This window comes from Pseudoduganella sp. RAF19 (genome assembly GCF_052114165.1).
GTDB lineage: Bacteria > Pseudomonadota > Gammaproteobacteria > Burkholderiales > Burkholderiaceae_D > Rugamonas.
This window is the reverse complement of record NZ_JBFREF010000003.1, coordinates 177,039-190,286: the sequence shown is the minus strand read 5'-3', so window position 1 is coordinate 190,286 and position 13,248 is coordinate 177,039. Positions and strand designations below refer to the sequence as shown.

Here is a 13,248-nt window from a genome sequence, read left to right as displayed (position 1 = left end):
TTCCATTGACTCACCGAAGCCAGTGCCATGTCCGCACCTAAAATCTCCAAGCTCACTGCCCTGCTGATCCTGAGCATCAGCGCCCACTTTGCCCACGCGGCCGACGCGCCTGCCAGGCACGCCATCACCCACGAAGATGTGTGGCTGATGAAGCGCATCGGCGCCCCCATCCCAAGCCCGGACGGCAAATGGGCCGTGTTCTCCGTCACTGATCCCGCCTACGACAACAAGGAACAGTGGAGCGACTTGTGGATCAAGTCCCTCACCGACGACAGCGCCCCGCGCCGCCTGACCTTCAGCAAGGGCGGCGAGGCCGGCGCCAACTGGTCGCCGGACGGCCGCTTCCTGCTCTTCACCGCCAAGCGCGAAGGCGATGAAGTCAGCCAGATCTATCGCCTCGACGTCGCCCACGGCGGCGAAGCCCAGCGCCTGACCACCCTCACTCTCGGCGCGCGTTCGCCGAAGTTCAGCCCGGACGGCAAGCAGATTCTCTTCATCAGCGACATCTACCCAGGCGATATCGACGAAGAATCGGTGAAGAAGTCGGCCAAAGAGCGCAAGGACCGCAAGTACAACGCCCGCGCCTACGAATCCTTCCCACCGCGCTTTTTCGACAAGTGGCTGGACGAGAAGAAGGTCCGCCTGTTTGTGATAAACGCCGACGGCAGCGGCAAGCCGCGCGACCTGTTCACGGGTACCAGGCTGGCCGAGCTGCCGGGCTTTGGCGGCAGCCAGGGCGACGACGGCCAGTCGCTGGACGCGAGCTGGACGCCGGAAGGCAAATCGATCGTCTTCGCTGCGTCGACCAACCGCAACGAGGCGGCGCGCGCTTCCAGCTTCACGCAAATCTTCGAACTGCCGCTGTCCGGCGGTGAACCGGTTCAGCTGACCAAGGACCGCCACAGCTACAAGGCGCTGCGCTTCTCGCCGGATGCCCGCACGCTGTTCGCCCTGACCGAAGCGGAAGAACCGGGCAAGGTGTATGACCTGACCCGCGTAGCGAGCTTCGCCTGGCCAATCAGCAATCCGCAGCCAAAGATCCTGACCGCGAACCTGGACCGCTCGATCTCGCGCATCGCCCTGCCGGCTGATGGCAAGCGCGTGTTCTACAGCTTCGAGCACGCAGGCCTGGAAAAGATCTATTCGATGAACTACGCCGGTGGTGATCAGCGCGAAGAGCCTTCGCTGCCGACCGGCTCCATCAACTCCCTGAACGCAGCGGGCAAGACGCTGGTGGGCGTGTGGGAATCCTCGGTCAATCCGCCGGAGGTGTACACCTTCAACGGCACGCCGAAGCGCCAGACTTCCTTCAACGTGGAAAAGGCCGCCGCCATCGACTGGCAAGCGCCTGAGCACTTTTGGTTCAAGACGCCGGACGGCCGCAGCATCCACAACATGATCGTCAAGCCTGCCGGCTTCGATCCGAACAAGAAGTATCCGCTGTTCGCCGTGATCCACGGCGGCGCCGCGAATATGTGGCGCGACCAGTTCGTGATTCGCTGGAACTACCACCTGCTCGCCAAGCCGGGCTATATCGTGCTGCTGACCGACTACAAGGGCTCCACCGGCTACGGCGAAGAGTTCGCGCGCTCGATCCAGTACGATCCGCTGAAAGGCCCGGGCGACGAAGTCAACCAGGCGGTGGATGAAGCCATCAAGAAGTACAGCTTCATCGACGGCAGCAAGCTCGCTGCGGGCGGCGCCAGCTACGGCGGCCACCTGGCCAACTGGCTGCAGGCTACCACCACGCGCTACAAGGCCATCGTGTCCCACGCGGGCGAGATGGACCTGGTCATGCAGTGGGGTACCAGCGACAGCGTGTACGGACGTGAAGTGAACAGCGGTGGTCCGGTATGGGCCGATCTGCCGGTGTGGCGCGAGCAGAGCCCGATCATGCAGGCGGGGAACCACGAGAAAGGAACGGGCTTCAAATCGCCTATCCTGATCACCGTGGGTGAACGCGATTACCGTGTGCCGATCAATAACGCGCTGATGAACTTCGCGACGCAGCAGCGTCTCGATGTGCCAAGCAAACTGGTGGTCTTCCCGGAAGAGAACCACTGGATTCTGAACGGCGAGAACAGCCGCTACTTCTACAGCGAAGTGCAGGCCTGGCTCGCCAAGTACCTCAAATAAAAAAAGGGAGAAAACGAAGATGACGATTGCAAACTGGTGTATCGCAGCGGCCTGCATGCTGCCGGCTGCCGTGGCGCTGATGCCGAAGGTGGCGTCCATGGCAGGCAAAGACCGCTACGACAACCATCTGCCGCGGGAATGGGCTCAGCGCCAGACCGGCTGGGGCAAGCGCGCCATTGCGGCGCAGCTGAACGGCTTTGAAGCCCTGCCGCTGTTTATTGCAGCCGTCATCCTCGCTCAAAATGCCCATGTAGACCAGGGCCGCATCGATATGCTGGCCCTGGCCTTCCTCGGCATCCGCATCATCTACAGCCTGCTGTACCTGGCCAATCTAGGCACAATGCGCACCCTCGTGTGGTTCAGCGGCGTAGGTATCTGCGTTGCGATGATCGCGATGGCCTAAGCGGCTTTCGCCGGGGCGGCCACCGGTGCAGCGGCCGCCTGATTTTTACGGATCACCATCACCATCCCGGCCGCCACCAGGCAAGCAGCGCCTGCAGCGAACAAGGCGGGGTTATAAGTCAGCATCAGGGTGCGCACGCGCCCTGCTCCAAATGCGGCCAGCGCTGCACCCAGCTGGTGGCCGGCAAACACCCAGCCGAACACCATCCCGGCCTTCTCTTTGCCGAAATGCGTTGCTGCCAGACGCACCGTCGGCGGCACGGTCGCGATCCAGTCCAGACCATAGAACATCGCGAACAGCGACAGGCCATACAGCGTGAATTCCGAATATGGCAGCCACAGAAGCGACAGGCCACGCAGGGCGTAGTACCAGAACAGCAGCTTGCGGTTGTCGTAGCGGTCGGACAGCCAGCCGGAACCAATGGTGCCCACCAGGTCGAAGGCGCCCATCATTGCCAGCACGGATGCAGCAGGCACAGGACCCATGCCCTGGTCGCCGCACAGCGAAATGAAGTGGGTCTGGATCAGGCCATTGGTGCTCAGGCCGCAGATGAAAAAGGTCGCGAACAGAATCCAGAACACGCCGCTGCCCGAAACGCTGCGCAGAATTTTGAACGGCGTCGTGAAGCCGATCTGCATTGCCGGCGGCACCGGCACGGGATTGATCGCGCCGAATGGCTGCTGGCCGAGATCCTGCGGGCGGTTACGCATCAGGAAGAACACCAGCACCGCCACCACGGCGCAAGCCAGCATCACCGGCACCACGGCCATACGCCAGCCGAAATGCTCCACCAGCCAGGCGCCCACCGGCAGGAATACCAGCTGGCCCGTGGCGGAGCTGGCCGTCAGCATGCCGACCACCAGGCCGCGCCGCGATTCGAACCAGCGATTGGACACCACGGCCGTCAGCACCAGCGCCGTCATGCCGGAGCCGACGCCCAGCATCACGCCCCACATCAGCACCAGATGCCAGAACTCGCTCATCCGGGTGGCCAGCAGCATGCCGCCGGACACCAGCGACAGCGCCGTCACCACAATATTGCGCAGGCCAAAGCGCTCCATCAGGATGGCCGAGAAAGGGCCCATCAGGCCAAACAGCGCGAAACGCACCGCCAGCGCGGACGAGATCTGGTCCACATTCCAGCCAAACTCCTTGCTCAGCGGTTGCAACAGCGCACCGGGCAGCCCCAGCGCGGCCGAGGAAGTCAGACCCGTAAGGAAGGTCAGCGCAACGATGACCCAGGCATAGTGGATTCCGCGGCGCTCCAGCCAGCCGGACAGGGGTTGAGCAAGCATAGTGAGGCTCCGTTTAAATGATGAATATCATCTATCATACCAAAAAAAATGGCCAGTTCAAGCCTGGCCATAAATCCGGCGACCCAGTTCTTACTTCTTGACCTGGATGGAAGATTTCACATCTGTCACGCCTTTGACGGCGCGAGCAATTTCTACAGCCTTATCGGCTTCAGTCTTGGATGGCACGAAGCCGCTCAGCATGACAACGCCGCCCTGGGTTTCCACGTGCACGTCCATGGCTTTCACAACCGGGTCAGCGGCCATCTCGGCTTTGACCTTGGTGGTGATCATGGTGTCGGACATGGCAAGCGAAGCATCCGCCGATTTCTCGCGGGTCTTGTCGGCTACGTTTTCAGTGGTGGACGTTTTGGTCGAAGCCAACTGAGTGTCGTACTGAGACTTGGCGTCGCTCTTGCAAGTGGATTTGGCGCTACCGCTCATGTCATCGCACTTTTCCTTGGCGAGATCATACTCAGCCTCGGCGACCCGATGTTCGGCCCGCGTGACATCGCTGGGATTGTTTTTGTACTTCGTGGTGATATCCAATTCGGACTTGGCCTGTGCAACCTTGGCCTCTTCCTTGCAAACGTCTTTTGCATTGCCCTTCAGGCTGCTGCATTTGTCCTTTGCAACCTTATAGTCGGACTCTGCCTTTTCCCAAGCCGACTTGTAGGCGGCACGGTCGGTTTGCGCCATCGCGCAGGTGCTGATGAGTGCAGCCGCAGACAGGAAAACAATTTTCTTCATGGTTAGTCCCCTTTAGGATGGTTAGCATGTGCATTACATTCCTGTCGAGGGACTGCGTCTGTGCGCGACCGTACACTGCCGGCCTCTTACTGCTCCTGCGGCAAGCCCTTCTGCCACAGCTGGGCTGCCTGTTCAAAAGGCTTTTGTTCGCCAGCGAACACACTGGCATTATTGGCCAGCTTCAGCCATTCGATGGTGCTGTGCGAACCATGGCTGACGGGCTGGCGCACTTCGTTCAGCCAGCTGTACACATAGCCGTAATCCTGCGGATGGCGCTGCTCGATCCAGGCCAGTGCCACCAGATCGGAATAGGCTTCTTCGCGGCGCGTTTCGCGCAACTGCTGGGAGATGGCTTCCAGTTCCGGATTGGCGATTTTTTCGTGCGCCGCTTCCATGAAGCCTGCCGGCAGCGAATGCCAGCTGCCCTGCGCATAGCGCCAGCAATGGCCGACTTCGTGCGCGGTCATCGCTTCAATCAGCAGCGGCTTGCGCTCGTCGGGGACATTGGCGAGCACAGCTTCCGCATCCGGATTCCCGCGCATGGACAGCACCAGCTTGCAGCGGCCGTCCTTGAACCCCATGGCCAGCGGCACGTCGTTCGGACCGGCTTGCGGCTGCACCACGATATCGATAGGGAGCTTGAGTTCTTTGGCGTAATTCAGCACAGGCGCACCGGCGGTGAGCCAGCGTGTTTCCATCTCGGTCAGCTGGGCCGCCTGCGCGGTACTGGCAGCGATTGTGAGCAGAAGAGAAAGGCTGAACTTATTCATGACGAACTCCGGTAACTAGCTTCAACTATACATGCCTAGCAGCAAGCTGTTACCGGAGTTTCGGGGCTGTTACAAAATATTTGCTTTCGGAAAAAGCAAACTTATTTGGCCAGCAAAGACTTAGCAGTCGGGAAAGATGGACGGATGTCGTTCGGCACGCCCTTCATCTTGTCGAGGGCTTTTTGCACATCAGGACGGATCACCACATACTTCGCCATCATGTCCTTGGCGCGTGCGTAGTCGCCGGTCGCTTCGATGGTGAGGAACTCGCGGTCCAGGTCCGTGACCGCTTGTTTGATCTTCTTGAAGTCCACCGAGAAGGTGCCGTCGCCGTGTGATACGAAGCCGCCTTTATCCAGGATGTAGTTGACCTGGATCGCCATGCCGCGTGCGTGCGAATCGGTGAGGCCGAAGTGCAGCGTGCGGAAGGCGGACGCGAGGAAGGTAGTGTGCAGCTTGCGCTCCGCCTCTTCGCCCTGGCCCAGCGTGTCTTTCAGCTGGCCCTTCTCCATCATGTACATCAGGGCGTACAGGCCGGTCACGTCAGCCTTCGCTTCTTCGATGGTGGAATAAGCTTCCTTCAGGTCCTGGCGCGGCGTGGACTCCGCACCGTTCTTCTTCGTGATGTGCGGGCCCAGGCCGTGCGTGATTTCGTGCGCCAGGATGTGGGTGAAGAAGGAGTTGAAGTCGAGGTCCTTCTGGTCGGCAGGACGCAGCACCAGCTTGGCGATCGGCGTCAGCGTGGCCTTGAACTTCTCTTCCTGCACGTTCTTCAGCATCACGCGCTTGGAGCCGCGCTGGCTGATGATGCGCTCGTCGTTCGGCAGGTTATACGCGGCGGTCTGCACGCCCATATTGCCATCGCCTGCGCCGTACACTTCGTTCACCACTACCATTGGCGCGACGGCGCCGACTTTCGGGTTGCGGTATTGCTTATCCAGCGGCAGGTTGTCTTCCAGCTCCTGCATGTGCTTGGCGAAGAAGTTCAGCTTTTCGGTTTCCTTCTGGTCGCGGATGTTCACATACGCTTCGAAGGCGGCCTTATAGCCAAACAGCTCGTCGTTATAGGTTTCGTATGGGCCGATGGTGACGTCAACCGGAGAATCCAGATCCATCCAGGCGAAGTCGGAGGCCAGATAGTCGTTGGACAGGAAGGCTTCCGCGCGCAGGTCGAGGAACTTCTTCAGCGAGGCGTTATCGGTGGCGGCTGCGGCTTCCTTCAGCAGCCTGGCGAGCTTCTCAAGTTCCGGCTTGTATTCCTCGGAGTATTTGACGGTCTTGAACTTGCCGTCGCTGCGCTTGCGGATGGTGGTAAAGAACCATTGCGCCTGCTGCTTGTCTTGCGCGGACAGGCCGTTCATCCAGCTTTCCAGCGCTTCCTTGCTTGCGCCATCAGGATAGAAGTTGGCGGCGGCAGGCTTCTTGGCAGGAATGCTGATGCTGCCGATCTGCGCCGGCAGGAAGGATTCGTGGTCGTCGATGATCGACCAGGGGCCTTTGTTCAGCCAGAAGTATTCGCTGCGCGCTTTGCCCAGCTCGGAGCTGTCTTTTTGCAGCGCGGCGTACAGCGCCTCGTTGCCGGACCAGCGCTGGCGCAGCTGCAGGGTATCGACGATCTTCGCTGCTTCAATCAGCTTGGCGATGGCTTTCCTGTCGCCGGCCGAAAGCCTGGAAGCATCCGCTTTCAGTTCGACCGGGGCAAAGCGCTTCGTCATCTTTTGGAGGTCGGCGACGCTTGCAGGTGCTGCGGTAGCAGCGGTGCCGGCAGCGGCCAGCACCAGAGGGATCAGGAGGTTCTTCATGAGGCCTTTCTTATCTTTGAAAGAGAGGCCCCAATTGTATTACCAAACCCGGTAGGTTTTGCCGGTTTCGACGCCGTCCACGCTGCGTGCGTAGCCCAATGCCACGCGTGATGCAGGCGCTGTTTCGAAGCCGATGAAGAACGGACCATAGTTCGGCAACGATTCGGTCAGCAGCGTCGGGCTGACGACGTTGATGCGCAAGCCACGCTGCAGTTCAACCGCCGCGCCCTGTGCGAAACCTTCCACCGCGATGTTGACCGCGCTGGCGTTGGCGCCGAAGCGGATCGGGTTTTGCGCGACGATGCCGCTGGTCAGGGTGATCGAGCCGCCATCGTTCAGGTACTGCTGCGCGACCAAGGCGACGTTCACCTGGCCCATCAGCTTGGAATCGAGGCCGACGCGGAACTGCTCGGGCGTCATTTCGTTCAGCGGTCCGAAGTGCAGATTGCCTGCGGTGACGACCACGTGATCCACCTTGCCTACTTTTTCGAACAGCGCGCGTACCGAAGCCGGGTCTTCGATCTTCACCTGATGCTGGCCGCTGCTGCTGCCAACGGTAATGATTTCGTGGCGCTTGCCCAGTTCCTCCACAACTGCTTTGCCCACTGCGCCGGTTGCGCCGATCACGATGACTTTTTTCATGTTTGTTCTCCGGTGAGGTTTGAAAGTGTTGCCAGTATCTGCCTCTTCACCGGAAGAATAAATGCGCTAATATTTAGTTAATTCCTAACTCATTGTTTGCAATGGACAAATTACGCAGCATGGAGGTTTTTGTGGCCGCGGTCGACACGGGCAGCTTCACCGCCGCCGCGGAGCGCTTCGGCATGTCGGCGGTCATGGTGGGCAAGCACGTGCACGCACTGGAGCAGCGCCTGGGCGCCGCCCTGCTCACCCGCACCACGCGGCGACAGTCGCTGACGGAGATCGGCCGCCAGTACGTTGAGCAGTGCCGCGCCATCCTTGCGCAAATCAGCGATGCCGAAGCCGTGGCCGAAACCATGCGCGCTTCACCGCGCGGACTGCTGCGTGTGACCACGCCGGTGTCGTTCGGCATGGACTGGCTGAGCCCTGCGGTGGCGGAGTATCTGAGCCTGCACAAGGAAGTCAGCGTCGAGCTGAATCTGAATGACCGTTTCGTGGATCTGGTCGATGAAGGCTACGACCTCGCAGTGCGCATTGGCGTGCTGGAGGATTCATCAATGGTGGCGCGTCCGCTGCGGCCCTATGGCATGACCATCTGCGCCTCTCCTGCCTATCTGGCCAGACGCGGCACGCCGCGCACGCCTTCCGACCTGGCGCAGCACGAGTGCCTGGAATTTACGGGATGGCTGCCGCAGTTGCGCTGGCGGCTGAAGGGAGAGAAGGATGGCCGCGCAATTCCCCGCAGCCGCTTCCGTGCCAACAGCAGCCAGGCCTTGCGCCGCGCGGCGTTGACGGGGTTTGGAATCATCATGCAGGCGGAGATGACGCTGGCCGAGGATATCGCCGAGGGACGGCTGGTGCGGCTGCTGGAGGATTACATCCCCACCGCGCGGCCCATGCACCTGGTCTACTCGCGCGACCGGCGCACGACGCCGAAGCTGACGTCGTTTGTGGACTTCATGATAGAGCGCTTCGGCCCCGACGCCCCCTGGCCGCCACGCGGCGCATCGGGGGTCTGACGCCGACATTGACAAGGCGCAGCCTTGTTGATGTTGGGGTCTGACCCCATACCGCTAACACTTAGGGGTCAGACCCGAACATCGAACATGCTGCGCATGTCCGACATCCGCGTCAGACCCTAGCACGCTTTGCCTCCGCGCCAATACGTTACTTCTGCGCCAGCTTGGCGAGGCCGCCTTCGGGCTGCCAGCCGGCGCCGAGGGCGCGGGCGACGGACACCGCTGCCAGCAGGCGCTGCGTATCAATCTGCACCGCCGCGCGATCCGCAGCCAGCGCGCTGCGCTGTGCGTCGGTCACGTCGAGGTAGGTCGAGATGCCGCGCTCATAGCGGGTACGCGCCACCAGGTAGGCGCGGGCTGCCGCCTCGCGGCCAACCGCCTGCACCTTACCCTGCTGCTGCCGCTGCTGCACGTCCGACAGTGCATCTTCCACTTCGCGCAATGCCGTCAGCAGCTTGCCTTCGTGATTCGCCACCGCCTCCTCATAGCGCGCCTTCGACAGCGCCAGATTCGACTTGTTGCGGCCACCATCAAAGATCGGCAGCGACAAGGCCAGTGGCCCGATGCTGAAATTGCGCGAGCCGCCCTTGGCGATATCGCTCAGGTTCTCCGACGCGAAACCGAAGTTGCCGGTCAGGCTGAAGGAAGGATAGAACGCGCCTTCCGCCACGCCCACATTCGCATTGGCCGCCTTGATCGTGGCCACGCTGCCCGCCAGGTCAGGACGATGCGACAGCAGGTTCGCCGGCAGACCAGCCGGGATCACAGGCGGCGCCGGCAGCTGGCCAGTCACCGCAGGCAGCACAGTGGTGGATGGCGATGCACCCAGCAGCACAGCCAGCCCATGCTCCAGCGTATTGCGCTGACGCTGGACTTCTTCCAGATCCGCTTCCGCATTGGCGCGCTCGATGCGGGCACGCGAAGTATCCAGTTCGTTGGACAAGCCGGCGTTGAAGCGCGCGTTCACCAGCTCCTCAGTCTCGCGGCGCGTATCCAATGCACCGCGCAGGATGCCGATTTCCGCATCCAGGCCGCGCAGCTGCCAGTAAGTCTGCGCCACTTGCGAGGACAGCAGAAGCAGCACGCCATCGCGGTCCGCCTGCGCTGCCAGCGCCTGCGCGTCGGCCGCTTCCACGGCGCGGCGCACGCGGCCCAGCAAGTCGATCTCGTAGGAGAAGGTGGTGCCGAGCGAATAGTTGTTACCGCTGATGGAACGGTGTCCCAGCGCCAGGCCCTGCGAGGTGTTCGCGGAAGTACGCGAATTGGACACGCCCGCATTCACGCCCAGTTGCGGGCCTTCCTGCGCGCGCACCACGCCCAGCTGGGCTTCAGCCTGCAGCAGACGCTGCGCAGCCGCTTTCACGGAAGGGCTGTCGCGCAAGGCCTGCTGTTCAAGCCGGTTCAGCGTGTCGTCGCCGAACACGGACCACCATTGCTGCGGCAACTGCGCGCTTTCCGCCGACGCACCAGCCGGTGCGTGACGGAAGCCACTGTCGCTCACATTGGCCGGCGCATTGAAGTCCGGACCAATCGTGCTGCAGCCTGCCAGCGCCAGCCCAACGGCCGCCGCCAGTGCAATCTGTTTGAAGTTCATATCGTTTACCTCGTTTATTCTTAGTGAGCGCCAGCGCCGCCACCCGAAGGCGACTTCACTTTGTCGGACAGCCACAGGATCAGGATGCAGGACAGCAGGATGCCGCCGACGATAAAGAAGCCGTCGTTATAGGCCATCACAAACGATTCCCTGCGCACGATGCTGTCGACTGCCTTCAGCGCCTTGTCCGAAGCGGTCAGTGGATCGAAGCCTTTGCCGATGAAGGACTGCGTCAGCGCGTCCAGGCGCTGCTGGGTCGCCAGCGAGAAGCCAGTCACTGCCTCGCCCAGACGGGCCGAGTGGAAGTGTTCACGCTGTGTCAGCGCGGTTGCCAGCAAAGCGATGCCGATCGAGCCGCCCAGGTTACGCGTCATATTGAACAGGCTCGAAGCGGAAGGCGTGTCCTTCATATCGATGCCGTTCATCGCGAAGTTCGACAGTGTCAGCATCACGAAAGGCTGGCCCAGCGCACGCACCACCTGGGACCACAGCAGCTGGTCGTAGCCGGTGCTCGCATCCATATAGGCATTCATGATGCAGGAGGCACCGAACAGCAGCAGGCCGAAGGAGCACAGGATGCGGTTATCGATCTTCTGCGACAAGCGCGCCACCACCGGCATGATGAACAGTTGCGGCAAGCCCGCCCACATGATCACTTCGCCGATCTGCATTGGCGAATAGCCCGCGATCTGGCCCAGGTACAGCGGCAGCAGGAAGGACGAGCCATACAGGCCCATGCCCATCACCGCCGACAGCGCCGTCGCCACCAGGAAATTACGCTGGCCGTACAGGCGCAGGTTCACGAAAGGATGCTCGCGCATCGCGCTGGTTACCACCCAGCCCAGCAAGCCGACGATGGCCAGGGCGGCGAAGGTGACGATGAAGGTCGAGTCGAACCAATCCTTGGTATTGCCCTCTTCCAGGAACACGGTCAGGCTGCCCAGGCCGAGCGCCATGAAGCCGATGCCCAGCCAGTCGGAGTTGAACAGCTGGTCCAGCTGGCGCTTTTCCTTGTCGAGGCCATAGGCCACGCCGGAAATCAGCAGGATGCCAGGCACCCAGTTGATGTAGAAGATCGACGGCCAGCCATACAGTTCGGTCAGATAACCGCCCAGGGTCGGCCCCATGGAGGGTGCCAACGTTGCGGTCAGGCCGAAGATGGCCATGCCGACTGCGCGCTTGGACGGCGGCAGCTTGGCCATCACCAGGGTCATCGCCATCGGAATCAGCGCGCCGCCGGTGAAGCCCTGCATCATGCGGAAGGCGATCATGCTTGGCAGGTTCCAGGCCGCGCCGCACAGCGTCGAGAACAGCAGGAACAGGCCGGTGGTGCCCATCATGTAGCCGCGCATGGAGAAGGTGCGCGTCAGCAGTGCGGTCAGCGGAATCACAATGATCTCGGCGATCAGGTAGGCGGTGGAAATCCACGAGCCCTCCTCCTGGGTGGCGTTCAGCGCGCCCAGGATGTCCTTCAGCGAGGCATTGGTGATCTGGATGTCCAGCACCGCCATGAAGGCGCCAAGCATGCCCGCGGCAACCGCAATCCATGTGCGGGCCGAGACCGGGCCGCTGGGCGGCTGCGGCATTGTAGGGTTGCTCATGCAATGCCCCTTTTAATGTGCGAACTTCTCAGCGGACTTGATCGACACTTCGGCGACCACCGACATCCCCGGCACCAGGCGGCCCGAATAGGCCTTGATGTCTTCCGGCTTCAGCGTGATCTTCACAGGCACGCGCTGCACGATCTTGGTGAAGTTGCCGGTCGCATTATCGGTCGGCAGCAGCGCGAACTGCGCGCCGGATGCCGGCGAGAAGCTGTCCACGCGGCCAACCAGTTCCTTGCCCGGAATTGCATCAACCGACAGATTCACTTCCTGACCGACCTTCATGGTGGAGAGCTGGGTTTCCTTGAAGTTCGCAACAACCCACACATCATCCTGCACGATAGCGGTCAGCTGCTGGCCCGGCTGGACGCGCTGGCCCACTTCCAGGGTGCGCTTGCCGATGCGGCCAGTCACCGGCGCGAGGATCTTGTTGTACGCCAGCTGCTGTTCGGCGTCTTTCAGCTGTACCTTCAGCACATTGATCTGCGCCTTCAGCACATCGCGCGCCGAAGCGGCAGCGGCGATCTGCGCCTTGGCGGCGGCGGCGCTGTCCTTACGGGCGGTGACGTCGGCGGTAGCACTGGTGCGCGCTGCAGTAGCGGCATCCAGTTCAGCTTTCGACACAGCCTTCATCTGGCTGGTGTACAGCTGGCTGTAACGTTCTGCGTCTTGCGAAGCGCGCAGCAGGTTGGCCTGCGATTGGGCGATCTGCGCGGTGGCGGCGCTGGCCGAGGCATTGGCCTGAGCCACTTGCGCGTCGGCCTGCACCACTTGCTGCTCGGTCGCGGCGATCTGCGCCTTGATCTGGTCCACTTTCACTTGCTGGTCGAACGGGTCCAGCTCGGCGATCACGTCGCCCTCTTTCACCAGCTGGTTATCGTCGATCAGGACCTTGGATACCACACCGGCAATACGGGTGGACACCGGATGCACGTGGCCGGACACATAAGCATTGTCCGTTTCTTCGAAGTGAGCGCTGCGATACCACATGCGGCCGCCAGCCACGAGCGCAGCCAGGGCGATCAGGCCCGCCACCACGATCACGCGGCGGTTCGGAGGGGTTGCGGCCGGAGCCGGGGTGGCTGGCGCGGCGGGGGGAACCGCGCTAAGCACTTTTTGTTCTGCTGGGTTGTGCTGGGACATGCCATTCTCCAGGAAATGAAATGGGTGATGTGCATTATTCGCCACTCTCTGACTAAAGTCAAGAAATGAAACGATTGCATTTCATTTTGAATT

11 protein-coding genes are annotated in these 13,248 nt (G+C 61.6%); 3 read left to right on the top strand and 8 right to left on the bottom strand.

The window, feature by feature from the left end:
- Positions 1 to 27 precede the first annotated feature (27 nt).
- Both AB4Z19_RS08720 and AB4Z19_RS08715 read left to right on the top strand, forming a co-directional pair.
- Complete coding sequence (locus AB4Z19_RS08720) at positions 28 to 2,136, top strand: prolyl oligopeptidase family serine peptidase (RefSeq protein WP_442035013.1); 2,109 nt, start codon at positions 28 to 30, stop codon at positions 2,134 to 2,136.
- Between the two features lie 19 nt (positions 2,137 to 2,155).
- On the top strand, positions 2,156 to 2,539 hold the full coding sequence (locus AB4Z19_RS08715; protein WP_442025321.1) for an MAPEG family protein: 384 nt from the start codon (positions 2,156 to 2,158) through the stop codon (positions 2,537 to 2,539).
- Here the strand turns inward: AB4Z19_RS08715 and AB4Z19_RS08710 are convergent.
- From AB4Z19_RS08710 to AB4Z19_RS08690, 5 genes are all read right to left on the bottom strand, one after another.
- Positions 2,536 to 3,834: an MFS transporter gene (locus AB4Z19_RS08710; RefSeq protein ID WP_442025322.1), complete on the bottom strand. Its 1,299-nt coding sequence runs from the start codon at positions 3,832 to 3,834 to the stop codon at positions 2,536 to 2,538. The genes AB4Z19_RS08715 and AB4Z19_RS08710 overlap by 4 nt on opposite strands.
- Positions 3,835 to 3,924: 90 nt before the next feature.
- Positions 3,925 to 4,581 (bottom strand): BON domain-containing protein, encoded by a 657-nt coding sequence (locus tag AB4Z19_RS08705; protein WP_442025323.1) that lies wholly within the window; start codon positions 4,579 to 4,581, stop codon positions 3,925 to 3,927.
- An 86-nt stretch (positions 4,582 to 4,667) separates the two neighbouring features.
- Complete coding sequence (locus tag AB4Z19_RS08700; protein ID WP_442025324.1) at positions 4,668 to 5,351, bottom strand: hypothetical protein; 684 nt, start codon at positions 5,349 to 5,351, stop codon at positions 4,668 to 4,670.
- Between the two features lie 101 nt (positions 5,352 to 5,452).
- The gene (locus AB4Z19_RS08695) at positions 5,453 to 7,153 is read right to left on the bottom strand and encodes a dipeptidyl-peptidase 3 family protein (RefSeq protein ID WP_442035011.1); all 1,701 of its coding nucleotides are present in this window, start codon (positions 7,151 to 7,153) and stop codon (positions 5,453 to 5,455) included.
- A 39-nt stretch (positions 7,154 to 7,192) separates the two neighbouring features.
- Positions 7,193 to 7,795 (bottom strand): short chain dehydrogenase, encoded by a 603-nt coding sequence (locus AB4Z19_RS08690; protein ID WP_442030190.1) that lies wholly within the window; start codon positions 7,793 to 7,795, stop codon positions 7,193 to 7,195.
- Positions 7,796 to 7,896: 101 nt separating this feature from the next.
- Between AB4Z19_RS08690 and AB4Z19_RS08685 the strand changes: the two genes are divergently transcribed.
- Positions 7,897 to 8,814 carry a LysR family transcriptional regulator gene (locus AB4Z19_RS08685; protein ID WP_442035009.1) on the top strand — a complete coding sequence of 306 codons (918 nt, stop codon included), beginning with the start codon at positions 7,897 to 7,899 and terminating at the stop codon, positions 8,812 to 8,814.
- 148 nt (positions 8,815 to 8,962) lie between these two features.
- Here the strand turns inward: AB4Z19_RS08685 and AB4Z19_RS08680 are convergent, their stop codons facing one another.
- From AB4Z19_RS08680 to AB4Z19_RS08670, 3 genes are read right to left on the bottom strand one after another with little or no spacing between them, the layout of a single operon-like run.
- Complete coding sequence (locus tag AB4Z19_RS08680) at positions 8,963 to 10,408, bottom strand: efflux transporter outer membrane subunit (RefSeq protein WP_442029576.1); 1,446 nt, start codon at positions 10,406 to 10,408, stop codon at positions 8,963 to 8,965.
- 20 nt (positions 10,409 to 10,428) lie between these two features.
- Positions 10,429 to 12,009 carry a DHA2 family efflux MFS transporter permease subunit gene (locus AB4Z19_RS08675; RefSeq protein ID WP_442035007.1) on the bottom strand — a complete coding sequence of 527 codons (1,581 nt, stop codon included), beginning with the start codon at positions 12,007 to 12,009 and terminating at the stop codon, positions 10,429 to 10,431.
- Positions 12,010 to 12,021: 12 nt separating this feature from the next.
- A complete protein-coding gene (locus AB4Z19_RS08670; protein ID WP_442028533.1) occupies positions 12,022 to 13,155 on the bottom strand; it encodes an HlyD family secretion protein in 1,134 nt (377 codons plus the stop codon).
- Positions 13,156 to 13,248: the final 93 nt, after the last annotated feature.